Source organism: Rhizobium sp. S163 (genome assembly GCF_030380805.1).
In the GTDB taxonomy this organism is placed as follows: Bacteria; Pseudomonadota; Alphaproteobacteria; order Rhizobiales; family Rhizobiaceae; genus Rhizobium.
The window spans coordinates 453,917-478,970 of the sequence record NZ_JAUDSA010000038.1 but is presented as its reverse complement, the minus strand read 5'-3'; the positions used below and the strand labels follow the sequence as shown (position 1 = coordinate 478,970).

The window sequence follows — 25,054 nt, the reverse complement described above, 5'->3', positions numbered from 1 at the left end:
TTCATAAGAAATCCAGAGCGAAAGTCACCGTCGCCAGCAGCGCCGCCGCCCTCGTTCTGTGAAGCGGCTTATAAGGCCCCTAACCCAAACAAGTCAACAACCACACGCAAAGTTTTTTGACAGTTTTATAACACACTGATTCTGTTGGGGGAATTTCACGCTTGGCGGATAGCAGCCAGATTGGCTTTAAGACGGCGCCGGCGTTTTTCGAGGCTGATCGCGCCGGAACAGCCCAAAACAGGCAATATTCGTCCTTCACGCCGCATCGAACCGGCGCAATCGGCGTCATCACCGGTTTGCCGAACCGCCCTCGCCCTTTATAGAGTGCGCTTTATAGAGAGATGCGGGGCGTTCCGCCCAGCCATATATATATATAAGCAAAGAGGACAGACGAGGCGTGATCGACCTGCGTGCCCTGCCGGAGCTCCCGGTCTCCCATGTTCTGCCCGAGATCGGCGCGGCACTAACCACCGCGCGGCGCGCCGTGCTCTCGGCGCCGCCGGGGGCGGGAAAGACGACGCTGGTGCCGCTTCATCTTCTCAATGAAGCATGGCGCGGCGATGGCAGGATCATTCTGCTCGAGCCGCGACGGCTTGCGGCGCGCGCGGCCGCCGGGCGGATGGCGGCACTGCTCAATGAGAGTGTCGGCGAGACGGTCGGCTATCGCATGCGGCTCGATACCAGGATTTCGGCGCGAACGCGGATCGAGGTGGTGACCGAGGGCGTGTTCGCGCGGATGATCCTCGACGATCCCGAGCTCTCCGGCGTTTCTGCTGTGATCTTCGACGAATTTCACGAACGATCGCTCGACGCCGACTTCGGTCTGGCGCTGGCGCTCGACGTGCAATCGGCGCTGCGCGAGGATCTCAGGATCCTGGTCATGTCGGCGACGCTCGATGTGGCCGGCGTGGTGTCGCTACTCGACAACCCGCCTTTGATCGAGAGCATGGGGCGCAGCTTCCCGATCGATATTCGCTATCAGGATCGGCCGGGCGGCGAGCGGGTCGAGGATACGATGACGCGCGCCATTGTCGACGCGCATAAAACGGAGAGCGGATCGATCCTGGCCTTTCTGCCCGGACAGGCCGAGATCACCAGAACGGCCGAGCGGCTGCGGGAGAGGTTCGACGCGACAACGGTGATCGCGCCGCTTTACGGCAATCTCAGCCAGAAGGAACAGGACGCGGCGATCCGACCGGCGGCGGTGGGCACGCGCAAGATCGTGCTGGCGACCTCGATCGCCGAGACCTCGATTACCATCGATGGCGTCCGGATCGTGATCGACAGCGGATTGCAGCGCCTGCCGGTGTTCGAGGCATCGACAGGGATCACTCGGCTGGAGACCGTCAGGGTGTCACGAGCCTCTGCCGACCAGCGGGCCGGACGCGCCGGGCGAACCGAACCGGGGATTGCCATCCGGCTCTGGCACCAGGGCCAGACGGCGGCGATGCCCGCCTTCACGCCGCCGCAGATCCTCTCGACCGATCTTTCCGGCCTCGTGCTCGACCTCGCCCATTGGGGCGTTCAGGATACGCGGGCGCTCGGCTTCATGGACCAGCCGCCGGAGACGACGCTTGCGGAGGCGCGCGCGCTGCTGCGCGAACTCGGCGCACTCGACCGGGATGGCGGACTGACGGCGCGCGGGCGGGAGATGCGCGACATGGCGCTGCCCCCGCGGCTGGCGGCGATGGTGCTCTCCTCGGGCGAAACCGGCCACGCCAGGGAGGCGGCGATGATGGCCGTGCTTCTGACGGAACAGGGATTGGGTAGGACGAGCATCGATCTCGAGGACCGGTTGCGCCGGTTCAAATCCGAGCGCGGCGAGCGGGCCGAGGCGGCGCGGCAGCTGGCGGGACGGCTGGCGAAGGGGCGCGATCAGATGGTGGCGGACGAGCCGGGACTTGCCGGCCGGTTGCTTATTCATGCCTTTCCGGATCGGATCGCGCTGCAGCGCGGCGGGCGTGGTCGCTTCGTGATGGCCAATGGACGAGGCGCAGAGATTGCCGAGACCGAACGGCTGGCGAGCAGCCCGATGCTTGTGATCGCCGACCTGACGGGTCGGGCGGCGCAGGCGCGGATTCTTGCGGCGGCCGAGGTGACGCGGGGGGATATCGAGGCGGAGCTGCCGGGCGCGATCCGCACCGACGACCAGACCTTCTTCGACCGGCACAGCAAACAGGTGCGAGCACGGCGGGCGACGCGGCTCGGCGCCATCGTTTTCGACGAGACGCCGCTGCCCCGGCCATCCGGCGAGGCCGTCACGCGGGCGCTTGCCGAAGGGATCAAGGAGATCGGGCTGGAGCAGCTGCCGTTTTCCAAGGAAGCGATGCAGCTGCGCGATCGAATCGGCTTTCTTTATAGAAGCATCGGCGCGCCATGGCCCGACATGAGCGAGGCGGCGCTGCTTTCCCGCATGGACGACTGGTTCATTCCCTATCAGGCGGATGCGCGCGGGCTTTCCGACATTTCGGCAGGCGGGCTTTCGAACGGATTGATGGCGCTGGTGCCGCACGAGCTGCAACGCGACCTTTCGCGGCTGGCGCCGACGCATTTCGAGGCGCCAACCGGGCAGCGGCATCCGATACAGTATGACGGGGAAGAGCCGACACTGACCATCCGGGTGCAGGAACTGTTCGGGCTGAAGACGCATCCGACAATTGCGGGCGGACGGCTTTCGCTGCTGCTCGAGCTGACATCGCCGGCGCATCGACCGATCCAGACGACACGCGATCTTCCGGGGTTCTGGGCCGGGAGCTGGAAGGATGTGCGCGCCGACATGCGTGGGCGCTATCCCCGGCATCCATGGCCGGAGCGGCCGGAAGAGGCACTACCGACGACCCGGGCAAAACCACGAGGAACATGAGCCGCAATGCCGATCAAGAATAAAGAGATGGCCGACAAGGTCGAAAGCATGCCCGAGGAAGATAGGCAGAGCAGCCGTCGGCTGAGGCTGGAGACGCTTGTGCGTCTGCGCTGGCTTGCGGTCTGCGGGCAGACCGCCACGGTGCTGATCGTTGCTCTCTGGCTGCAATTTCCGCTGCCGGTGCAGGCGTGCATCGCGCTCATCACGGCGCTGGCGATCGTCAACTTCTATCTGATGATCCGTTATCCGGCGACGCACCGGATCGACCCCGTGGCGGCGCTGGCGCTGCTCGGCTTCGATCTGTTGCAGCTCTGCGCGCTGCTCTTCATCACCGGCGGGCTGGTCAATCCATTCGCGGTGCTGGTCTGCGTCCCTGTTATCATCGCCTTCGCGTCGCAGCCGATCCGCTACAGCATGCCGCTGATCGTGGTGGCGTTGGCCTGCATCACCATACTGCCGTTCACGCCCTTCCCGCTTCCTTGGTTCGACGGGGCAGAGATCGACATTCCGAGCTTCATGCAGTTCGGGGTGTGGTGCGCGATCGCGTCGACCATGACGTTTGCCGCCTTTTATGCCTATCGGGTCTCCATGGAAGGGCGGCAGCTGGCCGAGGCGCTGGCAGCGACGGAGCTGGTGCTGCAGCGTGAGAAGCATCTGTCGCAGCTTGATGGCCTGGCTGCAGCCGCCGCACACGAATTGGGAACGCCGCTCGCCACCATCAGCGTCGTTGCCAAGGAGATGGAGCGCGAACTGAAAGATGACGATCGTTTCCGCGAGGATGTGCAGCTGCTGCGCAGCCAGAGCGAGCGGTGCCGCGATATTCTGCGCCGGCTGACGACGCTCTCGGCCGAGGGCGATGCGCATCTGAGGCGGCTGCCGCTCTCCTCGATGATGGAGGAGATCGTCGCAGCGCATCGAGAATTCGGTATCAAGCTCAACCTTGTCGAGAAAGCGCCGCGCAAGGGCGAGCCGGTGACGGAGCGCAATGCCGGGATGATGTACGGGCTTGGCAATCTGGTCGAGAATGCCGTCGATTATGCCCGCCAGGAGGTGACTGTCACGGTGGAGCACGACCAGGAGAAAGTGCGCATCACCATCGAGGATGACGGTGAAGGCTATTCGCCCGACATCCTGCTCAGGATCGGCGAGCCCTATGTGACCAAGCGGCAGAAGGAGGACCGCGCGGGCGGGCTGGGGCTCGGGCTGTTCATCGCCAAGACGCTTTTGGAGCGTTCGGGCGCGGTGCTGACCTTCGAAAATCGCGGTCCTGATTATGTCGGCGCACGCGTTCGCGTCGAATGGCCGCGCGTGCTGATCGATACGCATTCGACAAAATGAGCCGATGGGGCTAAAGAAAACGCAATGCAATAGGCCTATATCGGGCTGACAGCGCCAGGATTGAATAGATGAGCGAGCAGATTACCAACCCCTCCCCCGCCAGCGACGACCATATCGGCCCCGATGCGAGCCTGCTGATTGTCGATGACGACGGACCGTTCCTGCGCCGGTTGGCGCGCGCCATGGAGACGCGCGGCTTTCAGGTCGAGACAGCGGAATCGGTGGCGGAGGGTGTGGCCAAGTCCCACGCCAATCCGCCGAAATACGCGGTGCTCGACCTGCGGCTCGGCGATGGTAATGGCCTCGAAATAATCGAGGCGATCCGCCAGAAGCGCGAAGATACCCGTATCGTCGTCCTCACCGGTTACGGCAATATCGCAACGGCGGTGACCGCGGTGAAGCTCGGCGCCGTCGACTATCTTGCCAAGCCGGCGGATGCCGACGATGTCTATGCGGCACTGACGCAGCGCAGCGGCGAGAAGGTCGAGCTGCCTGAGAACCCGATGTCGGCCGATCGGGTGCGCTGGGAACATATCCAGCGTGTCTACGAGATCTGCGAACGCAACGTTTCGGAGACGGCGCGCCGGCTCAACATGCACCGCCGCACATTGCAGCGCATTCTCGCCAAGCGGGCGCCGAAGTAAGTTCAAGCTTAGATATCGTTGACGCCGAGCGGCTTGCCGGTGGCCCATTCGGCCATCAGCAGGCGCTGTGCGGCCGCGCGCGAAAAGTTCAGCGTGACGGATTTGCGGGTGGCGGGCGCCAGCTTATGTTCGGGCGCCTCGCGGATCATGTGGGCGCCATATCCATCCGAGAGAAACAAGCCGCAATCCTCGGGGAAGATATCGAGCGGCACATCCTGGTGAGTCGCGAAGAACAGCCGATCGCAATGCAGGCGGTATTCCGGCCATTTGCGATCCACCTTGAAGTCCTCGATCGACGTCTTGATCTCGATGATCCAGATCTCGCCCTTGTCGGAGACGGTGATCAGATCGGCCCGCCGGCCGCTTGCGAGCGGCAGTTCCGGCAGCACGGCGTGACGCATCTCGTGAAGTAGAATTTGCGTCCCGCGACGCACGAGCATGGCCCTGTCCGATTGCCGGCCATCGATTAACGGATTGTTATTGTAAACACTCAAAATCGTCATGGATAAGTTGGGGTCCGGCGCCCGCGTTGTTGCAAAAAAACCATGCGGTTCTAGTTTGCCATTGCGTAATTGCTCCGCCGCATTGCAACAGCTTGCCAAGGCGAAGTTAATCGAAAATAAACCATAATCTAAGATGGTTCGAAAGAACGATCCTCCCTTGCCCCATTCTTAAGAGACATCCATGCGCATCCGCAATGCACTTCCTGTATTCGGCCTGATGGCGACGCTCGCTCTGGCCGGTTGCTCCACGACTTCCGAGAGCGCCTCTGTCGAAAACAAGGCTGCCATGCCGGGTCCGACAGTCCAGACCGCGCAGATCTTTGACGACGCTTACGGCGTCACCACGGATGCCGGATATTCGCTGCCGGCGATCCCGATCCAGAAGGTCAAGCCGCAGTTCCACAGGCAGGTTGTCTCCTACGAAACCACGGAACGTCCGGGTACGATCATCGTCAACACCCGCGAGCGCTTCCTCTACTACATCATGCCCGGCGGCAAGGCGATGCGCTACGGCATCGGCGTCGGCAAGCAGGGCTTTGCATGGGCCGGCACCGCATACGTCGCCTGGAAGCAGGAATGGCCGAACTGGCATCCCCCGAAGGAAATGGCCGTTCGCCGCCCCGAGATCGCCAAGTACGTCGAAGACGGCATGGGTCCTGGCCTTTCCAACCCGCTCGGCGCGCGCGCCATGTACCTCTTCAACGAAGAAGGCAAGGACACGCTGTTCCGCCTGCACGGCACGCCGGAATGGGCTTCGATCGGCACCGCCGCTTCGTCGGGCTGCATTCGTCTGATCAACCAGGATGTCATCGACCTCTACAGCCGCGTCCGTCCGGGCAAGACGACCTCCAAGGTCATCGTCATCCAGTAAGCTGGACCTGAAATTCGGTATAAAAAAGGCCGCCGGGACATTCGCTCCGGCGGCCTTTTTGTATTTTGCTGGTGGGGATCAGGCCGCTTGCGCGGCCTTCAGCTCCAGGCGGCGGCGGTGCAGGACCGGTTCGGTATAGCCGTTCGGCTGCGCCCTGCCCTTCAGGACCAGTTCGAGAGCGGCCTGGAAGGCGATCGAGCAGTTGAAATCAGCGGCCATCGAATGATAGGCCGCGTCGCCGGCATTCTGGCCATCGACGACGGCGGCCATGCGCTTCATCGTTTCGACGATCTGATCTTCTGTGACGACCTTGTGGTGCAGCCAGTTCGCCATGTGCTGCGCCGAGATGCGCAGCGTCGCGCGGTCTTCCATCAGGCCGACATTGTTGATGTCCGGGACCTTCGAGCAGCCGACGCCCTGATCGACCCAGCGCACGACGTAGCCCAGGATCCCCTGCGCGTTGTTGTCGAGTTCGCGCTGGATTTCCTCCGGCGTCCAGTTGGGACGAACGGCGACGGGCACGGAGAGAATATCGCTCAACTTGGCGCGCGGGCGATCCTTCAGGCCGCGCTGGACATTGGCGACGTTGACGCGGTGATAATGCGTGGCGTGCAGGGTCGCGGCCGTCGGCGACGGGACCCAGGCGGTGTTGGCGCCGGCCTTCGGATGGGCGATCTTCTGCTCCAGCATGGCGGCCATCAGATCCGGCATGGCCCACATGCCCTTGCCGATCTGGGCGTGGCCGGAAAGGCCGCATTCGAGACCGATATCGACGTTCCAGTTTTCGTAAGCCGCGATCCATGCGGCCTGCTTCATGTCGCCCTTGCGGATCATCGGGCCGGCTTCCATCGAGGTGTGCATCTCGTCGCCGGTGCGGTCGAGGAAGCCAGTGTTGATGAAGACGACGCGCTCGCGGGCGGCGCGGATGCATTCCTTGAGGTTGACGGTGGTGCGGCGCTCCTCGTCCATAATGCCCATTTTCATGGTGTTTTTCGCCATGCCGAGCGCATCCTCGACGCGGCCGAAGATCTCGACAGCGAAGGCGACTTCCTCGGGGCCGTGCATCTTCGGCTTGACGACATACATGGAGCCGGTGCGCGAATTCTTGCGGCGGCCGTTGGGGCCGATATCGTAGAGCGCGATCGCGGCGGTGATCATCGCGTCCATGATGCCTTCGGGCACCTCGTTGCCATCGCGATCAAGGATAGCCGGATTCGTCATGAGGTGACCGACATTGCGGATCAGCATCAGCGAGCGGCGATGGACCTCGAAGGTGGCGCCATCCGGGCCGGTGTAATCGAGATCGGGATTGAGCTTGCGGATGAAGCTCTTGCCGCCCTTTACGACCTCTTCCTGCAGATCGCCCTTCATCAGGCCGAGCCAGTTGCGATAGACCTCGGTCTTGTCCTCGGCGTCAACGGCGGCGATGGAATCCTCGCAGTCCATGATCGTGGTGATGGCGGATTCGAGCCAAACATCGGAGATGTGGGCGGCGTCGCTCTTGCCGATCGCAGTCGACGCATCGATGACGATGTCGATATGGATGCCGTTGTTCTTCAAGAGGATGTTGGTGGGGGCCGCTGCATCGCCTCGGTAGCCGGCGAAATGCGAGGCATCCTTCAGCGCAACATGTTCGCCGTCAGTGGACGTGATAGCCAGCGCGCCGTCCTTGATGACGAGACCGGCGACGTCCTTCCAGCTCCAATCGACAAGCGGAACGGCGTTGTCGAGGAAATCGCGGACCCAGGCGATGACTTTTTCGCCGCGCTTCGGATTGTAGCCCTTACCCTTCTCCGCGCCGTCAGCCTCGGAAATCGCGTCGGTGCCGTAGAGTGCGTCATAGAGCGAGCCCCAGCGGGCGTTGGCGGCGTTCAGCGCGTAGCGGGCATTCATGACCGGAACGACCAGCTGCGGGCCGGCGATGGAGGCGATCTCCGGATCGACATTCGTCGTGCTGACCTGGAAATCGGAGCCCTCGGGAAGGAGATAGCCGATCTCGCGCAGGAAGGCCTGGTAGGCGTCCATATCGGTGGGGGCGCCGTGCTGGCGATACCAATCGTCGATGCGCAGCTGCAGGGCGTCGCGCTTGGCGAGCAGTTCGCGGTTTTTCGGCGCCAGATCGTGGACAATGGCCGAGAAGTCGGCAAAGAACTTGTCCGCATCGAGCCCAAGACCGGGAAGCGCCTCCTTGGCCAGGAAATCATGAAGGACGGCTTCAATCGCAAGACCGTGTTTTTCGATGCGGCTCATAGACTATCTCCTCGGGCGGCGCGTTTTTCGCATGCTGCCACTTTGACCGGCTTTCATTCATAGTCAATCAGGCAATAGTTTGAAAGATTTATGCCTTTTCAGGCAAGAACTCTCGGCGTGACGCGCATCGGCAGGCCGTTCTGCGGTTGGGTGGTCAGCTTCTGCACCGGCCAGGGATTGGTCTCATCGGTCATGTCGAAGCGGAATCGGTGCATCATGACAGCGAGCGCGATCACCGCCTCCTGCAGCGCAAAGGTGGCGCCGATGCAGACGCGCGGGCCTGCGCCGAAGGGGAGGAACTGGAAGCGGCTGATCTTGGCGCGGTTTTCGGGCAGGAAGCGCTCCGGTATGTAGGCGCGGGGCTTGTCCCAATAGAGTTCGTGGCGGTGCAGCGTCCAGGGCATGATGAGCACGGTGACGCCGGCCTCGATCTCGACGGTCTCGCCTTTGGCGTTGGTCCAGCGATCATCCGACATCGCGGCGCGGTTGATCGACGGCGCCGGCGGATATAGGCGCAGCGCTTCCTCGAAGGCGGCGCGAGTATAGGGCATGAGATCGAGCCATTTCACCGGCTCGGCACCGGTGGCAAGCACACGGTCGATCTCTTCCTCCATCGCGTCGCGAATATGCGGCGTGTTGGCGACGCAATAGAGCGTCCAGGCGAGAGCACGGGCCGTGGTTTCGTGGCCGGCGCCGATGAAGGTCAGGATGTTGTCCTCGATCTCGGCATTGGTGAGCCCGCCCGACTTTGCCTGGTCGAGCAACAGTGTCAGGAAATCTTCCGGCGTCGTGTCGCGGTCTGCTTCCATGCGGCCAAGGCGGGCATCCATGGTTTCGCGGACGATGGTGCGGAATTTCTCCAGCACCTTCTGGCCGCCGATACGGGTGACGCGGGGCACCCAAGAGGGCGCGCGCAACAGGTCCATCGGATCGACGCGGCCCATGCGATGCAGGAGCGCGTTGACGTCGTCGGCGAAGCTGTCGGAGGAGGTGACGATCTCGCCCGAAAACAAGGTATCGGCGAGGATTGCGAAGGTGAGTTCGGCCATATCGCTGGCGATCTCGAAAGTCTTTCCGTCGCTGCCCGCTTCTTCGTACTTACTGATGTATTCTTCCGACTGGCGCAGCATCTGGCCGGCGAAGCCATTGGCGTGGCGCGGTGTGAAGACCGGGGCGACGGCCTTGCGTGAGCGCTTCCAGACCTCGCCTTCCGCCGTCAGCAGGCCATCGCGCAGGATGGGCCGCAGGATCAGCTGGCGGATATCCGACATGCGGTAATTGGCGGCGTTATCGACAAGCACATGCTTGATCAGGCCGGGATCGTTGACGATGATCGTGCGTTCGCGGAAGAACTTCGTCTTGATGAAGGGCAGCGTGTAGGACGGCTCGCCCCACAGCTCCAGCGGATTACGCAGGATGGTGCGGATGATCTCAAGCCGGCTCGGCGGCACGGTGCGCGGAACGGGCGCTGGCGGAACGAACGGATCTGGACGCATGTCCATGTGCTGCAAGCCTTTCGCGGAAGATTATGGCCCTCCCCGGCAGGACTAGAGTTAGAGCAGGCGCTCCAGCTCGTCCAGCTTGTCGTTGATCAACCATCCGTAATAGTTTTCTTCCGGCCAGACCGTTTCGCCCGACGCGCGGTTCTTGGCGGCAAGGGCCGCGGCGCGCTGGCGGGAATTGCCGAGATTGTAGAGCGTTGCCGTCAGGCCCGGGTTCTTCGAGATATCCATGCCGGCGATCTGCTTGTAATCGTCGATCGAGCGGCGCACGGCGGCGGCCACGAAGGCCAGCGAGATATCCGGGTCCATAATCGCCTTGTAGACGCTGCCGGCATCCTTTTCGTTGAGCTTGTTGATACCGGAAACGCGGCTGACGAGGTCGGAAAGCATCAGGGCGGTCAGCGGATTGATCTGGCCGAGGCCGAAGGTCTGGCCGGCATAGAAGGGCTGGAAGAAGACGGCGCTGAAGCGATTGTTCGGGAAGCTCTTGCCGCCGACCGTCTTGCCGCGAAAATCGCTTTCCCAGACATCCTCGCGGCAGCTCCACAGCGTGTAGGAATCGCTCTTGCCGTTACATTCAGAGAACTGCGGGCGCTTGACGAAATCGTCCACATCCTCGCCGTCATAGGCGAAGCGGAAGCTCTGGCCGGCATAGGACGCGGCCTTGACGTAATAGGACTGCAGGCGGTCGTAGGCGTCGACATTATAGGTGTGCTCGCCGACGATGGCGCCGATCACGTGGATCGGGTCGATACCATAGGCGGCCGAGACCTTCTTGATCTTGCCCATCAGCTCGTGATCCGTCGCCAGGAGCTCGTGGACCTTGTCGTACTTGCGATCGAAGGTGGTCTTGGTGCCCTTGGTGCGGCGGACCGATGCGCCGGGGACGTTCGGCTGCTCGACGTTGCGATTGCCTGGCGGCACGAGCTGCATGGAAAAAGCGGGCGCGGCGGTCAAAACCGTGGCGGCAATTACAAGGCTCGTCAGAAGGCGTCGCACGATCAGCTTTCCCATCATTTCCAATAGAGGCATTTCCGGTATCGGTCGGCATTTCCAGCTTGGCTGGCGCGCTGACTGTACCAAAATCTTGGCCGAATAATGCTGGCGCCAACAACAAAACGGGCCTTTCACTAAAAAGTAAAAGGCCCGTTGTCGAGAGTTCAGTCGGTCAAAGTTGCGGCATCATGGCAGTAAAGCCTGAGACCGATGTTTGCGCATCACAGAATGAAGCGCGAGAGGTCGGTGTTCTGGGCAAGATCGCCGACATGCTTGCGCACATATTCGGCGTCGATGGTCACAGCGGTGCCGCCGCGATCCGGGGCGTTGAAGGAGATTTCGTCCAGCACGCGCTCCATCACCGTCTGCAAGCGGCGGGCGCCGATGTTTTCGACCGAGGCGTTCAGGTGAACGGCCACATCGGCCAGCGCATCGATGCCGTCATCGGTGAATTCGAGCGTCAGGCCTTCGGTTTCCATCAGCGCCTTGTACTGGCGGATCAGGCTGGCTTCGGTTTCCGTCAGGATGCGACGGAAGTCTTCCTTGGTCAGCGGACGCAGCTCGACGCGGATCGGCAGGCGACCCTGCAATTCCGGCAGCAGGTCCGAGGGCTTGGACACGTGGAAGGCGCCCGATGCGATGAACAAGACGTGGTCGGTCTTCACCGGCCCGTACTTGGTCGACACGGTCGTGCCTTCGACCAGCGGCAGCAGGTCGCGCTGCACGCCTTCGCGAGAGACGCCCGCCCCCATGCCGCCATCGCGGGCAGCGATCTTGTCGATCTCGTCAAGGAAGACAATGCCGTCGTTTTCGACGGAGCGCACTGCCTCGCGCTGGATGACTTCATTGTCGATCAGCTTGTCGGATTCGTCGCGGATCAGGTCGGTGTAGGAGGCCTTGACGGTGGTGCGCACCTTCTTGGTGCGGCCGCCCATGGCCTTGCCGAACATTTCCGACAGGTTGATCATGCCGATATTGCCGCCGCCGGGCATGCCGGGGATGTCGAAACCGCCCATGCCGGTGCTGGTATCGGCCACTTCGATATCGATTTCCTTGTCGTCGAGCTCACCGGCGCGCAGCTTCTTGCGGAAACTGTCGCGCGTGGCCGGCGAGGCGGTCGATCCGACGAGCGCGTCAAGCACACGTTCCTCGGCGCTCATATGAGCCTTGGCCTCGACCTCGGCGCGCTTCTTTTCGCGCGCAAGGCCGATACCGACCTCGACCAGATCGCGGACGATCTGCTCGACGTCGCGGCCAACATAGCCGACTTCGGTGAACTTGGTGGCTTCGACCTTGATGAAGGGGGCGCCGGCGAGCTTGGCGAGGCGGCGGGAGATTTCCGTCTTGCCGACGCCGGTCGGGCCGATCATCAGGATGTTCTTGGGCATCACTTCGTCGCGCAGGCTCTCATCGAGCTGCTGACGGCGCCAGCGGTTGCGCAGCGCGATGGCAACGGCGCGCTTGGCGTCATGCTGGCCGATGATGTGGCGGTCCAGCTCGGAGACGATTTCCCGGGGAGAAAAATTGGTCATGATATCCTCTTGGCTTTCCTGCTCCGGCCGGCCGTTCTCGGCCCGGCCCACAGGACCCATTGTGAACGATTGCCGTTACTCAGCGTCGAGCGTTTCGACCACGAGATTGTGGTTGGTGTAGACGCAGATATCGGCGGCGATATCGAGCGCCCGGCGGGCCACTTCTTCCGCCGACTTGTCGCTGTCCATCAGGGCGCGGGCGGCAGCGAAGGCGTAGTTGCCGCCGGAGCCGATGGCGATGGCGCCATGTTCAGGTTCGAGCACGTCGCCATTGCCGGTGATCGCCAGCGTCACCGACTTGTCGGCGACCAGCATCATCGCTTCGAGGTTGCGCAGATACTTGTCGGTGCGCCAATCCTTGGCGAGCTCGACTGCGGCGCGCATCAGCTGGCCGGGATACTGCTCGAGCTTCTTTTCAAGCCGCTCCAACAGCGTGAAGGCATCGGCGGTGGCACCGGCGAAACCGGCAATGACGTCGCCCTTGCCGATGCGGCGCACCTTGCGGGCATTGCCCTTCATGACGGTCTGGCCGAGGCTGACCTGTCCGTCGCCCGCCATGATGACCTTGCCGCCCTTTCGAACTGTAATAATGGTTGTCATCGAATATACCCTAGCCCGTCAGGCGGGCCCTTACCTCGGGCCGCACATCGGCCCTGTTGAGCCCTATGTAAGTTGGCAAATCGCGATTGCAATCGGCGTCGATTTCTCTACTCGCGCTTCTGGATATTTCCTGGCACGCCTGATAAGGAACCCGCGTATTTCCGGAGGGAGCGCCATATGGCCGAGACCGCAGCAAGCCGTACGGGATCCGTATCCCGCAAGACCAACGAGACCTCGGTTTCCGTTTCCGTCAATCTCGACGGCACCGGGAAATCGACGATTTCGACCGGCGTCGGCTTCTTCGACCATATGCTCGACCAACTGTCGCGACATTCGCTGATCGACATGGAGATCGAAACCAAGGGCGATCTGCACGTCGACGACCATCATGCGGTGGAAGACACGGGCATCGCCATCGGCCAGGCCATCGCCAAGGCGCTCGGCGACCGTCGCGGCATCACCCGCTACGCCTCGATCGACCTTGCCATGGACGAGACGATGACGAAGGCCGCCGTCGATCTCTCCGGTCGCCCCTTTCTCGTCTGGAACGTGTCGTTCAGCGCGCCGAAGATCGGCACGTTCGACACCGAACTTGTCCGCGAATTCTTCCAGGCACTCGCCCAGAACGCCGGGATCACCTTGCATATCCTGAACCATTATGGTGCCAACAACCACCATATTGCCGAGACATGCTTCAAGGCCGTCGCCCGCGCGCTGCGCACCGCGACAGAGATCGATCCTAGGCAGGCGGGCCGTGTTCCCTCGACGAAGGGCACGCTCGTCTAAGCCCCTTCAGGGAGCTTGACGACATGACTTCCAGCTATCTGGTTCTGACCGCCCCCGGCGGCACCGATATCAAGCACGAGAAGACGCGGTTCATTCGCGACGGCTTTACCGTTCTCGGCTTTCTGTTTCCCTGGATCTGGCTCGCCGTCCACCGGCTCTGGCTTTACGCCGTCGCCGCCTTTCTCTTGCAGAGCATCGGCGGCGCTTTGATGGATCAACCGGGAATGTGGCTGGTCGGCTTTGCCGTGACCTTCGGCACCAGCCTGCTCGTCGGGTTGGAGGGGCAGAATCTGCGCGTTCGCAACCTTGCCTCCAAGGGCTGGCAGGACGAGGCGTTGATTTCGGCCGATCGGCTCGATGTCGCCGAGGAAATCTACTTTTCTGAATTTCAGACCGATCTCCGTGACGACACGCGTATGCCGTCGCCGCAGTGGGATGGCGGGAGCCGCACGGAGCGCGGCACCGCAACATCCCTCGGTCTCTTTGGCTTTGATGGAGGACGCTGATGCGCGTCGCAATTATCGACTACGGTTCCGGCAATCTGCGTTCGGCGACGAAGGCCTTTGAGCGGGCCGCTCGCGAGGCCGGCGTTAACGCAGTGATCGACCTCACCGACAAGGCCGAGGTCGTTGCCGCTGCCGATCGCGTCGTGCTGCCGGGTGTCGGCGCCTATGCCGATTGCCGCCGTGGACTGGACGCCGTGCCGGGGATGACCGAGGCGCTGATCGACGTGGTCGAGAAGAAGGCGCGGCCTTTCCTCGGCATCTGCGTCGGCATGCAGCTGATGTCCTCGCGCGGGCTGGAGAAGACCACGACCGAAGGCCTCGGCTGGATCCCCGGCGACGTCGTTGAAATGACACCTGATGATCCCAATCTGAAGATACCGCAGATCGGCTGGAATACGCTGGACCTGAAGCGCCCTCACCCGCTGTTCGAGGGTATTGCGACCGGCACCGACGGGCTGCATGCCTATTTCGTGCATTCCTATCATCTTGCCGCGCAGAACCCCGAGGATGTGATTGCTACGACAGGTTATGGCGGACCGCTGACGGCCTTTGTCGGGCGCGACAACATGGCCGGCGCACAGTTCCATCCCGAGAAGAGCCAGAAGCTCGGCCTCGCCCTGATTGCCAATTTCCTGCGCTGGAAGCCCTGAGCTCGCGCCTTTGAAGGACTGACAGAATGATCCTATTTCCCGCCATCGACCTCAAGGACGGCCAGTGCGTTCGCCTCAAGCTGGGCGATATGGAGCAGGCCACCGTCTACAATCCCGACCCCGGCGCGCAGGCCAAAGCCTTCGAGGACCAGGGTTTCGAATGGTTGCACGTGGTCGACCTCAACGGCGCATTCGCCGGCGAAAGCGTCAATGGTGCTGCTGTCGATGCGATCCTGAAGGCCACGAAGAACCCGGTACAGCTGGGCGGCGGCATCCGCACGCTCGACCACATCGAAAGCTGGCTGTCTCGCGGGCTTTCGCGGGTGATCCTGGGCACCGTTGCCGTGCGCGATCCGGCGCTTGTCATCGAGGCCTGCCGCAAATTCCCTGGACATGTGGCCGTCGGCATCGACGCCAAGGGCGGCAAGGTGGCTGTCGAGGGTTGGGCGGAAGCGTCCGAGCTCGGCATCATCGAGCTCGCCGAAAAGTTCGAGGGCGCCGGTGTGGCGGCGATCATCTACACCGATATCGACCGCGACGGCATCCTGACCGGCATCAACTGGGATTCGACGCTGGAACTGGCCGACGCCGTATCGATCCCCGTCATCGCATCGGGCGGACTGGCCTCGATCGACGACATCAAGCGGATGCTGAAGCCGGATGCCGCCAAGCTGGAAGGCGCGATTTCCGGCCGCGCGCTCTATGATGGCCGTATCGATCCCACGGAAGCGCTGGCGCTCATTAAAGCGTCGCGCGCGAAGGAGACCGCGCAATGACCCTGAAGGCTCGCGTCATTCCCTGCCTCGACGTCAAGGACGGCCGTGTCGTCAAGGGCGTCAACTTCCTCAACCTCGTCGATGCCGGCGATCCCGTCGAGGCCGCCAAGGCCTATGATGCGGCCGGCGCCGACGAGCTCTGCTTCCTCGACATCACCGCCTCCTCCGACAACCGCGAAACGATCTTCGACGTGGTGTCGCGCACGGCCGACCAGTGCTTCATGCCTGTTACCGTCGGCGGCGGCGTTCGCACAATCGCCGACATCCGCAAGCTGCTGCTCTGCGGCGCCGACAAGGTCTCGATCAATTCGGCGGCTGTCAGCAATCCCGATTTCGTGGCGGAAGCGGCCGACAAGTTCGGCGACCAGTGCATCGTCGTCTCGATCGACGCCAAGCGCCGGCAGACGCCTGCCGGCGGAGACGCCAGCGCCTGGGAGATCTACACCCATGGCGGCCGCAACGCGACGGGCATCGATGCGGTGGATTTCGCGCGCCGGATGGTCGAGCGCGGGGCCGGCGAATTGCTGGTGACCTCAATGGACCGAGACGGAACGAAAGCCGGCTACGATCTGGCGCTGACGCGGGCGATCGCTGACGCGGTGCGCGTTCCGGTCATTGCGTCCGGCGGTGTTGGCGATCTCGACGATCTTGTGGCCGGCGTCAAGGAAGGCCATGCGACGGCGGTTCTCGCCGCCTCGATCTTCCACTTCGGCACCTATTCCGTCGGCGAAGCGAAGCGCTATATGTCTTCCTGCGGCATCGACATGCGTCTCGACTAAGACTGAAAGCGATATGATGAGCGAATTCACACTCAGCGACCTCGAGAAGATCGTCAATGCGCGGTCGAAGGCCTCGCCCGACGAATCCTGGACGGCGAAGCTCGTTGCGGCCGGCCAGCCCAAGGCGGCGAAGAAGCTTGGCGAGGAAGCGATCGAAACCGTGATGGCTGCCATCACCGACGACCGCGAAAACCTCACCTATGAGGCGGCCGACGTGCTCTATCATCTCTTGGTCGTATTGAAGATCGCCGGTATTCCGCTAAAAGATGTCATGGCGGAACTTGAGCGCCGTACCGCTCAATCCGGCCTCAGGGAGAAGGCCAGTCGGCAAAGCTGATGGGTATCGCAAGACAGATCACCGGTGCGCCCGAGGCGCACGATCATTTCCAGGCGAATGCCTATTCGCCCTATCACTTCTTTTCTTCCGAGGAATGGGCGAAGTTCAGGGCGGATACGCCGATGACGCTGACCTCGGACGAGGTCAAGCGGCTGCGCTCGATGGGCGATCCGATCGACCTCGACGAAGTTCGGCGTATCTATCTCTCTGTATCGCGCCTGCTTTCGGCGCATGTGGAATCGTCGCTGCTCCTGTTCAAGCAGCGCAACCGGTTCCTCAGCCTGTCCAACGTGGCGAAGACGCCGTTCGTGATCGGGATCGCCGGCTCGGTGGCCGTCGGTAAATCGACAACCGCGCGTATCCTGAAGGAGTTGCTGCGTCGCTGGCCATCGAGCCCGAAGGTGGATCTGGTGACCACCGACGGCTTTCTCTATCCCAACGCCGTGCTGCAGCGGGAAAACCTGATGCAGCGCAAGGGTTTCCCGGAGAGCTACGACACGGGCGCGATCCTGCGGTTTCTGGCGGCGATCAAGGCCGGGCAGCCCGACGTCAAGGCGCCGTCCTACTCGCACCTCGTCTATGACGTGCTGCCCAACGAATACAAGATCATCGACCGCCCTGATATCCTGATCTTCGAAGGGATCAACGTGCTGCAATCGCGCGACCTGCCGGCGGGCGGCAAGATCGTGCCGATGGTCTCGGATTTCTTCGACTTCTCGATCTATATCGACGCGGATGAAAGCCGGATTCACGACTGGTACGTGACCCGTTTCATGGGACTGCGCGAGACCGCGTTCCGCGATCCGAACTCGTTCTTCCACCGCTACGCCTCGATCAGCGAGGAGGAAGCGCTGTCGATCGCCGAGGGGCTCTGGCAGAACATCAACCTGAAGAACCTGCGCGAAAACATCCTGCCCACGCGTCCGCGTGCGGATCTCATCCTGCGCAAGGGGCAGAACCATCTGATCGAGCAGGTGGCGCTCCGCAAGCTTTAAGGCGTTACACGCCGAAGCGTGAGGTTGATGCGGCCGCCATTTTTCAAAAGCGTGGATGTTGCCGGGTAAATGCGGTCGACGCCGTGGAAACACAGGCGCCCCTGCCCGCCGAGAATGACGACATCGCCGCTTGAGAGCTTGAAGGACATGGTCTTGTCCGTGCGCTCGAGGCCGCCGACGCGAAACAGGCAGGTGTTGCCGAGAGAGATTGACACGACGGGCGCTGACAGATCCTGCTCGTCCTTGTCCTGATGCAGGCCCATCTTGGCGTCGTCTGAGTAGAAGTTCACGAGACAGGCCTCGGGCGGCTTGTCGTAGCCGGACACATCATTCCAGATATCGAGCAACTCGGCCGGGATTTCGGGCCATGGTTTTCCCGTGGCCGGATGGGTCGGCTGGTAGCGGTAGCCGCGCTCCTTGTCGGTGACCCAGCCGAGCGAACCGCAATTGGTCATGCGCACCGACATGGGTTTGCCGGTTCCGGGCATGACAGGCGTGTAGAGCGGCGCCTGCGCGACGATGCTGCGGATGATATCGACCAGCGCTTCCTGGCGGGGACGGCTCAGATAATCCGGGCTGTGGCGAATGCCGTTCGGCAGCTGCAGCATCGTGCCCTCCCCTGACTATTCGCCGCTCGGGCGGCTGCGCATCTTCTTGACGTCGGAGCGGCCGGACTTGGCCTTCAGTCGGCGTTCCACGGAGCCCTTGGTCGGCTTGGTCTTCTTGCGCGGCGGCGGCGGTGGCTTGGCGGCCTCGAGGATCAGCTCCTTCAACCGCTCGCGCGCATCCTCGCGGTTGCGTTCCTGGCTGCGGAAGCGGCTCGCCTCGATCATCAGCACGCCTTCCTTGGACATGCGACGACCCGCCAGTTTCACGGCGTTGATCTTTACGCGCTCGTTCAGCGCCGGCGAATTCTGGATGTTGAAGAAGAGCTGGACTGATGTCGAGACCTTGTTGACGTTCTGCCCGCCGGGACCACCCGCCAGAACGAACTGTTCCGTCAGTTCCCATCCCGCGATGGTGATCCTGTCGTTGATATAGAGCGGGTCGCTGGCCATGTGATGTCTATCTCACATCGCCTCCCGCTTGGAAAGGCGCTTCAAAACGCGCAAAACCCGGCCGTTCCGGGCCGGGTTTCACGTGAATCATCAATCAGTTGTCGCTGATTTACTCAGCGGCCACCCGAAAACCCGGGGCCGCATCGCGCACTCCGCCGTCGACATGGCCTTCGAACTTGGCGAAATTGTCGATGAACATGGTCACCAGCTTGTTCGCCTGCGCGTCATAAGCGGCAGCGTCGGCCCAGGTCGAGCGCGGATCGAGAATGCCGCTTTCGACACCTTCGACCGCGACCGGAACGGCGAAGCCGAAGTTCGGATCGGCGCGGAAATCGGCCTTGCTGAGTTCGCCCGAAAGCGCGGCTGCGAGCAGCGCGCGTGTCGCCTTGATCGGCATGCGCTTGCCGGTGCCATATGCGCCGCCGGTCCAGCCGGTGTTGACGAGCCAGCATTCGACGCCGTGGCGGCCGATCAGCTCCTTCAGCAGATTGCCGTATTCCGACGGGTGCCGGGGCATGAAGGGGGCGCCGAAGCAGGTCGAGAAGGTCGCTTCCGGCTCGGTCACGCCGCGCTCCGTGCCGGCCACCTTGGCGGTGTAGCCGGACAGGAAGTGGTACATGGCCTGATCCGGCGTGAGCTTGGCGATCGGCGGCATGACGCCGAAGGCATCGGCCGTCAGCATGATGATCGTCTTCGGATGGCCGGCGCGGCCGGTTTCCGAGGCGTTCGGGATGAAATCGAGCGGATAGGCGCAACGGGTGTTTTCCGTGAGCGAACCGTCGTTGAAGTCAGGAATGCGGTTTTCATCGAGCACGACGTTTTCGAGCACGGTGCCGAAGCGCTGCGTCGTCGCGTAGATCTCCGGCTCGGCTTCGGCCGAGAGGCGGATGGTCTTGGCGTAGCAGCCGCCTTCGAAATTGAAGATGCCGTCCTCGCCCCAGCCGTGCTCGTCGTCGCCGATCAGCGTACGGGCTGGATCGGCCGAAAGCGTCGTCTTTCCGGTGCCCGACAGGCCGAAGAAGACCGCGGCATCGCCATCCGGGCCGACATTGGCCGAGCAGTGCATGGGCATGACGCCCTTGGCGGGCAGCAAATAGTTCAGCGCGGTGAAGACCGACTTCTTCATTTCGCCGGCATAGAAGGTGCCGGCGATCAGGATTTCGCCGTTGGTCAGGTCGCAAGCGATGACGGTTTCGGTGCGGCAGCCGTAGCGCTCCGGATCGGCCTTGAAAGTCGGCAGATCGATGATCGTCAGCTTCGGCGCGAAGCTCTCCAGCGTGGAACGTTCCGGCCGGATCAGCAGGTTGCGGATGAACAGCGAGTGCCAGGCAAGCTCGGTGACCACGCGGGTCGGCAGCGCATTCGCCTCATCGGCACCGCCGATCAGGTCCTGCACGAAGAGCTCCTTGCCGGCGGCGTGCGCCAGCATGTCCTGCTTCAACAGCGCGAAATGCTCCGGCGACATGGGCTTGTTGTTGTCCCACCAGATCTGGCCATCGGTATTCGCGTCGCGAACGACGAACTTGTCCTTGGGTGAGCGGCCGGTGTGCTGGCCGGTCAATGCCCGCAAGGCGCCGTGAGCGGTGAGTTCGGCTTCTCCCCGGCGAATCGACTCTTCATAGAGGGAGGCGGCGGTGAAGTTATAGCGAACGCTCTTCGCGCCTGCAAAACCTGCCGTCGCCAGCTCTATCGCTGGGTTGTGTGTACCGAACTGCTCCATGGTCATTTCCTTCCCTTGGGGCTCACGCCGTTAAGAACTGAGCGCGAACCTACGGACAGGATTTTTAAAACGCAAGTGGTATAAATCGATATTATTTAATGATATCAGTTATTTAATCGATTTAAATTTCTGGCGTTTATTTTAAATCGTTTGAACTGACTTGGCGTAGTCGATTTCACCGCACGACTTTCGGTTGTCTTCAAAAATTACCGATCGCCCCACCCTTTATCTTTGCCACAATTTGTTCCACCTTTATCCCCATAAGCGCATCCGGTTCATATGGCCGCCTGGGGACCTTCAAAAAACCTGGAGACGCGCATTAGATGACGGAGACGAATACAATGCCGACAATCGCGCTCGTTGATGACGACCGTAACATCCTGACCTCGGTGTCGATCGCGCTTGAGGCCGAAGGATACAAGGTCGAGACCTATACGGATGGCGCCTCGGCCCTTGACGGTCTTCTCGCCCGCCCGCCGCATCTGGCGATCTTCGATATCAAGATGCCGCGCATGGACGGAATGGAACTGCTGCGCCGTCTGCGCCAGAAATCCGACATGCCGGTGATTTTCCTCACCTCCAAGGATGAAGAGATCGACGAACTCTTCGGCCTGAAGATGGGCGCCGACGACTTCATCACCAAGCCGTTCTCGCAGCGACTGCTGGTCGAGCGCGTTCGCGCCGTCCTGCGCCGCGCCGCCGGCCGCGAAGCCGCAGCGGCTGCCGCCACGGGTGCAGCACCCAAGCCCGGTGCCGCACAGCTCGCGCGCTCGCTCGAGCGCGGCCAGCTTGTCATGGACCAGGAGCGCCACACCTGCACCTGGAAGAGCGAGCCGGTGACGCTGACCGTTACCGAATTCCTGATCCTGCACTCGCTGGCGCAGCGCCCCGGCGTCGTCAAAAGCCGTGACGCGCTGATGGATGCGGCCTATGACGAGCAGGTCTATGTCGACGACCGCACCATCGACAGCCACATCAAGCGGCTGCGCAAGAAATTCAAGATGGTCGACAACGACTTTGATATGATTGAAACGCTCTACGGAGTGGGATACCGCTTCCGCGAAGCAGCCTGACGCCTAAGGGCGCGGCGGATAAGAATATATGAGAGCCGGCGCCGCGGACGCGGCCCGCTCTTCGAAAGGGCTGTCGTTGGCACAGTTGGTGCAGGAGAAGGATCTGGATGACGCAGACGGCGTAGGCCGACGCGTCAGGGGACGACGCTGGTCGCATCCCTTCACGATCATTCGCCGTATCTTCGGCAACGCCGTCTTTTCCAGCCTGACGCGCCGCATCCTTTTCTTCAATCTCGCAGCCCTCGTCGTTCTTGTCGGCGGCATTCTCTATCTCAACCAGTTTCGCGAGGGGCTGATCGACGCCCGCGTCGAGAGCCTGTTGACGCAGGGTGAGATCATCGCCGGCGCGGTCTCGGCTTCGGCCTCGGTCGATACCAACTCGATCACCATCGATCCCGAAAAGCTTCTGGAACTGCAGGCCGGCCAGAGCATTACCCCGGTTCCGAATGACGAGGACCTGGAATTCCCGATCGACCCGGAAAAGGTCGCGCCGGTTCTGCGTCGGCTGATCTCACCGACCCGCACACGCGCGCGCATCTTCGATGCCGATGCGAACCTGCTGCTCGATTCGCGTCATCTCTACTCGCGCGGTCAGGTGCTGCGCTTCGACCTTCCGCCGGTTGCCGATGAGGAGCAGACCTGGGGCGAGTGGTTCACGACGATCTTCAACAAGGTTCTGCAGCCGGGCAACCTGCCGCTTTACAAGGAAGCGCCCGGCGGCGACGGCTCGATCTATCCTGAAGTCATGAACGCGCTGACCGGTGTGCGCGGCGCTGTCGTCCGCACCACGGAAAAGGGCGAGCTGATCGTCTCCGTCGCCGTGCCGATCCAGCGCTTTCGCGCCGTGCTCGGCGTGCTGCTGCTATCGACGCAGGCCGGCGATATCGACAACATCGTCCACGCCGAGCGTCTCGGCATCATGCGCGTCTTCGGCGTCGCGACGCTGGTCAACGTGCTCCTGTCGCTCGTGCTGTCGTCGACGATCGCCAACCCGCTGCGCCGTCTCTCGGCCGCGGCGATCCGCGTGCGTCGCGGCTCCAAGGAGCGCGAGGAAATCCCTGATTTCTCGGTTCGCCAGGACGAGATCGGCAACCTGTCGATCGCGCTGCGCGACATGACGACCGCGCTCTACGACCGTATCGATGCGATCGAGAGCTTCGCGGCAGATGTCAGCCACGAGTTGAAGAACCCGCTAACATCGCTGCGCAGCGCCGTCGAGACGCTGCCGCTGGCGAAATCGGACGATTCCAAGAAGCGGTTGATGGATGTCATCCAGCACGACGTGCGCCGCCTCGACCGCCTGATCAGCGACATCTCCGACGCCTCGCGCCTCGATGCCGAGCTTGCCCGCGTCGATGCGGGATCGGTGGATCTGGAAGTTCTGCTTCGCGATCTCGTGGAGATCTCGCGGCAGATCCGCAACCGCAAGAAGGAAGTGCAGATCGAATTCGCGATCGAGCGCAAGCCCGGCGTGAAGACGCGCTTCCTGGTTAACGGCCACGACCTGCGCATCGGTCAGATCGTCACCAACCTGATCGAGAACGCGCGCTCCTTCGTCTCCGACCAGGACGGGAAAATCACCGTTCGTCTGGTGCGCACCCGCTCGCGCTGCATCGTCTATATCGAGGATAACGGCCCCGGCATTCAGGCCGAGAATATCGACCGCATCTTCGAACGCTTCTATACCGACAGGCCCGAGTCCGAAGGCTTTGGCCAGAACTCAGGCCTAGGCCTGTCTATCAGCCGGCAGATCGCTGAAGCGCATGGCGGTTCGCTACGCGCTGAAAACATCATTGACGCGGAGACCGAAGAAGTGGTCGGCGCCCGCTTCACGCTTGCGCTGCCCGCAGATCCCAACTCATGACCACGGCCCCGGTCAATATTCACGCGACGGCGATCGTCGTCGGCAAGACCGGGCTTCTCTTCATGGGGCCATCGGGCTGGGGCAAATCGATGCTCGCTTTTGCCTGCCTTACCGAGGCTAAGAGGATCGGGATTGATGCCGCGCTGGTCGCCGACGATCAGGTGTTGATCTCGGCGCGGGACACGATTGCGATCGCGACCTGCCCGCCTTCCATACAAGGGCTGATCGAGCTGCGCGGAACCGGTATTGTCCGCCTCCCCTTTATCCAGGAAGCGCCTATGCATTATGCGGTGCTCCCCGGCCATGTTTCGGGGGAAGACCGCGTGCCGCCGGAGGGCGAGACGACCGTGGTTTCGCAGGGTATCACGCTGCCCGTCATTCGGTTGCTGGCTAATGTGCCGCTTCCACTGGCGGTATTGATAGCCAAAGCACCCGAAATCGGGCGCTAATGCCCACGAAACCGGCAGCTGGCGCGCGAAACCGTGCATTTTTGTCTTGCCATTCGGCTTTTCATAGCCAAGATGTGCCCCCACGGTGGACGCGATTGCTGCGTTGCGATATTGGGCCTACCGTTTGCATACGCCATTGGGAGCAGTAGTATCATGATCGGACTTGTGCTTGTCACTCACGGCAAGCTGGCTGAAGAGTTTCGTCATGCGGTCGAACATGTTGTCGGTCCTCAGAAATTCATCGAGACGGTCTGTATCGGCCCCGAAGACGACATGGATCAGCGACGCCAGGACATTCTGGGCGCTGTTGCAAACGCCGATGACGGCCATGGCGTGGTCATCCTGACCGACATGTTCGGTGGTACCCCTTCCAATCTGGCGATCTCCGTGATGAGCAGCGGACATACCGAGGTGATCGCCGGCATGAACCTGCCAATGCTGATCAAGCTCGCCGGCGTGCGCGGCGAGGACAATATGGAAAAGGCGCTCGCCGAGGCATCCGAAGCCGGCCGCAAATACATCAATGTCGCCAGCCGCGTCTTGAGCGGCAAGTAACGAGCCCCAGATGACCGTCCAGCTCTCCCGCGAAATTCTCATCATCAACAAGCGTGGCCTGCATGCGCGCGCTTCGGCGAAATTCGTGCAGACGGTCGAAACCTTCGACGCTTCGATCACCGTGTCGAAAGATGGGATGACCGTTGGCGGCAACTCGATCATGGGACTGATGATGCTGGCCGCGAGCCCTGGCTCAAGCGTTTTGGTCTCGGCCAGCGGCAACCAGGCCGAACAGGCGCTCGACGCGCTGGACCAGCTGATCCAGAACAAGTTCGGCGAAGATATGTAACGGTCCGCCGGACCATATAAACATATAAAGACTTCTTTATATCATTATTGCCTTCGTCATAGAAGCCTGCTAAACGGCTGGCATGACCGCGCCTGCGCGGAGCTTTTCGTCGCGCGAC

The 25,054-nt window shown here is 62.2% G+C and carries 25 protein-coding genes; 16 read left to right on the top strand and 9 right to left on the bottom strand.

Features of this window, described 5'->3' with window-relative positions; all coding sequences use genetic code 11:
• The first annotated feature begins 397 nt into the window (after positions 1-397).
• The 3 genes from hrpB (at position 398) to QTL96_RS31210 (ending at position 4,845) form a co-directional block, all read left to right on the top strand.
• On the top strand, positions 398-2,863 hold the full coding sequence (gene hrpB, locus QTL96_RS31220) for an ATP-dependent helicase HrpB (RefSeq protein WP_289730443.1): 2,466 nt from the start codon (positions 398-400) through the stop codon (positions 2,861-2,863).
• Between the two features lie 27 nt (positions 2,864-2,890).
• Entirely contained in the window at positions 2,891-4,201 is a 1,311-nt protein-coding gene (locus QTL96_RS31215; protein ID WP_289730461.1) for an ActS/PrrB/RegB family redox-sensitive histidine kinase, read from the top strand.
• A gap of 68 nt (positions 4,202-4,269) precedes the next feature.
• Complete coding sequence (locus QTL96_RS31210) at positions 4,270-4,845, top strand: ActR/PrrA/RegA family redox response regulator transcription factor (RefSeq protein ID WP_289730442.1); 576 nt, start codon at positions 4,270-4,272, stop codon at positions 4,843-4,845.
• An 8-nt stretch (positions 4,846-4,853) separates the two neighbouring features.
• On the opposite strand, the gene QTL96_RS31205 is transcribed toward QTL96_RS31210, so the two are convergent.
• Positions 4,854-5,348 (bottom strand): MmcB family DNA repair protein, encoded by a 495-nt coding sequence (locus QTL96_RS31205; protein WP_289730441.1) that lies wholly within the window; start codon positions 5,346-5,348, stop codon positions 4,854-4,856.
• A gap of 181 nt (positions 5,349-5,529) precedes the next feature.
• Here QTL96_RS31205 and QTL96_RS31200 point away from each other — a divergent pair, with 181 nt between their 5' ends.
• Positions 5,530-6,219, top strand: coding sequence for a L,D-transpeptidase (locus QTL96_RS31200; RefSeq protein WP_018901167.1), 690 nt, complete (start codon positions 5,530-5,532; stop codon positions 6,217-6,219).
• A 78-nt stretch (positions 6,220-6,297) separates the two neighbouring features.
• On the opposite strand, the gene QTL96_RS31195 is transcribed toward QTL96_RS31200, so the two are convergent.
• The 5 genes from QTL96_RS31195 to hslV form a co-directional block, all read right to left on the bottom strand.
• Positions 6,298-8,469 (bottom strand): malate synthase G, encoded by a 2,172-nt coding sequence (locus tag QTL96_RS31195; protein WP_289730440.1) that lies wholly within the window; start codon positions 8,467-8,469, stop codon positions 6,298-6,300.
• A 98-nt stretch (positions 8,470-8,567) separates the two neighbouring features.
• Positions 8,568-9,971 (bottom strand): cytochrome P450, encoded by a 1,404-nt coding sequence (locus QTL96_RS31190; RefSeq protein ID WP_289730439.1) that lies wholly within the window; start codon positions 9,969-9,971, stop codon positions 8,568-8,570.
• Positions 9,972-10,022: 51 nt separating this feature from the next.
• Positions 10,023-10,970, bottom strand: a complete 948-nt coding sequence (locus QTL96_RS31185) for a DUF1402 family protein (protein WP_289730438.1) — start codon at positions 10,968-10,970, stop codon at positions 10,023-10,025.
• Positions 10,971-11,188: 218 nt separating this feature from the next.
• On the bottom strand, positions 11,189-12,499 hold the full coding sequence (gene hslU / locus QTL96_RS31180; RefSeq protein WP_047509255.1) for an ATP-dependent protease ATPase subunit HslU: 1,311 nt from the start codon (positions 12,497-12,499) through the stop codon (positions 11,189-11,191).
• A gap of 75 nt (positions 12,500-12,574) precedes the next feature.
• On the bottom strand, positions 12,575-13,099 hold the full coding sequence (gene hslV / locus QTL96_RS31175) for an ATP-dependent protease subunit HslV (protein ID WP_018901162.1): 525 nt from the start codon (positions 13,097-13,099) through the stop codon (positions 12,575-12,577).
• A 177-nt stretch (positions 13,100-13,276) separates the two neighbouring features.
• On the opposite strand from hslV, the gene hisB reads away from it, so the two are divergent.
• Genes hisB through coaA form a run of 7 tightly spaced genes read left to right on the top strand, consistent with a single transcriptional unit; the run spans position 13,277 to position 17,928 of the window.
• Positions 13,277-13,885, top strand: a complete 609-nt coding sequence (hisB, locus tag QTL96_RS31170; protein ID WP_018901161.1) for an imidazoleglycerol-phosphate dehydratase HisB — start codon at positions 13,277-13,279, stop codon at positions 13,883-13,885.
• 23 nt (positions 13,886-13,908) lie between these two features.
• Positions 13,909-14,391 carry a DUF2628 domain-containing protein gene (locus QTL96_RS31165; RefSeq protein ID WP_289730437.1) on the top strand — a complete coding sequence of 161 codons (483 nt, stop codon included), beginning with the start codon at positions 13,909-13,911 and terminating at the stop codon, positions 14,389-14,391.
• Entirely contained in the window at positions 14,391-15,041 is a 651-nt protein-coding gene (hisH, locus tag QTL96_RS31160) for an imidazole glycerol phosphate synthase subunit HisH (protein WP_289730436.1), read from the top strand. The genes QTL96_RS31165 and hisH overlap by 1 nt, the downstream gene beginning before the upstream one ends.
• Positions 15,042-15,067: 26 nt before the next feature.
• On the top strand, positions 15,068-15,817 hold the full coding sequence (hisA, locus tag QTL96_RS31155; RefSeq protein ID WP_289730435.1) for a 1-(5-phosphoribosyl)-5-[(5-phosphoribosylamino)methylideneamino]imidazole-4-carboxamide isomerase: 750 nt from the start codon (positions 15,068-15,070) through the stop codon (positions 15,815-15,817).
• Positions 15,814-16,596: an imidazole glycerol phosphate synthase subunit HisF gene (hisF, locus tag QTL96_RS31150; RefSeq protein ID WP_289730434.1), complete on the top strand. Its 783-nt coding sequence runs from the start codon at positions 15,814-15,816 to the stop codon at positions 16,594-16,596. Before hisA ends, hisF begins: the two co-directional genes overlap by 4 nt.
• 16 nt (positions 16,597-16,612) lie before the next feature.
• On the top strand, positions 16,613-16,933 hold the full coding sequence (locus QTL96_RS31145; RefSeq protein ID WP_289730433.1) for a phosphoribosyl-ATP diphosphatase: 321 nt from the start codon (positions 16,613-16,615) through the stop codon (positions 16,931-16,933).
• Positions 16,933-17,928, top strand: a complete 996-nt coding sequence (gene coaA / locus QTL96_RS31140; protein ID WP_112533133.1) for a type I pantothenate kinase — start codon at positions 16,933-16,935, stop codon at positions 17,926-17,928. The genes QTL96_RS31145 and coaA overlap by 1 nt, the downstream gene beginning before the upstream one ends.
• On the opposite strand, the gene QTL96_RS31135 is transcribed toward coaA, so the two are convergent.
• From QTL96_RS31135 to QTL96_RS31125, 3 genes are all read right to left on the bottom strand, one after another.
• Positions 17,925-18,536 carry an alpha-ketoglutarate-dependent dioxygenase AlkB gene (locus QTL96_RS31135; protein ID WP_289730432.1) on the bottom strand — a complete coding sequence of 204 codons (612 nt, stop codon included), beginning with the start codon at positions 18,534-18,536 and terminating at the stop codon, positions 17,925-17,927. The genes coaA and QTL96_RS31135 overlap by 4 nt on opposite strands.
• 15 nt (positions 18,537-18,551) lie before the next feature.
• Positions 18,552-18,986 carry an alternative ribosome rescue aminoacyl-tRNA hydrolase ArfB gene (gene arfB, locus QTL96_RS31130; RefSeq protein WP_111562753.1) on the bottom strand — a complete coding sequence of 145 codons (435 nt, stop codon included), beginning with the start codon at positions 18,984-18,986 and terminating at the stop codon, positions 18,552-18,554.
• A 109-nt stretch (positions 18,987-19,095) separates the two neighbouring features.
• Positions 19,096-20,706, bottom strand: coding sequence for a phosphoenolpyruvate carboxykinase (locus QTL96_RS31125; protein WP_112980329.1), 1,611 nt, complete (start codon positions 20,704-20,706; stop codon positions 19,096-19,098).
• 341 nt (positions 20,707-21,047) lie between these two features.
• Here QTL96_RS31125 and QTL96_RS31120 point away from each other — a divergent pair, with 341 nt between their 5' ends.
• From QTL96_RS31120 to QTL96_RS31100, 5 genes are all read left to right on the top strand, one after another.
• Complete coding sequence (locus tag QTL96_RS31120; RefSeq protein ID WP_196809369.1) at positions 21,048-21,779, top strand: response regulator transcription factor; 732 nt, start codon at positions 21,048-21,050, stop codon at positions 21,777-21,779.
• Between the two features lie 76 nt (positions 21,780-21,855).
• Positions 21,856-23,643, top strand: coding sequence for a sensor histidine kinase (locus tag QTL96_RS31115; protein ID WP_111562782.1), 1,788 nt, complete (start codon positions 21,856-21,858; stop codon positions 23,641-23,643).
• On the top strand, positions 23,640-24,092 hold the full coding sequence (locus QTL96_RS31110; protein WP_289730431.1) for a serine/threonine protein kinase: 453 nt from the start codon (positions 23,640-23,642) through the stop codon (positions 24,090-24,092). The genes QTL96_RS31115 and QTL96_RS31110 overlap by 4 nt, the downstream gene beginning before the upstream one ends.
• 153 nt (positions 24,093-24,245) lie before the next feature.
• On the top strand, positions 24,246-24,647 hold the full coding sequence (locus tag QTL96_RS31105; protein WP_018901148.1) for a PTS sugar transporter subunit IIA: 402 nt from the start codon (positions 24,246-24,248) through the stop codon (positions 24,645-24,647).
• A 10-nt stretch (positions 24,648-24,657) separates the two neighbouring features.
• Entirely contained in the window at positions 24,658-24,936 is a 279-nt protein-coding gene (locus tag QTL96_RS31100; protein ID WP_018901147.1) for an HPr family phosphocarrier protein, read from the top strand.
• Positions 24,937-25,054 lie beyond the last annotated feature (118 nt).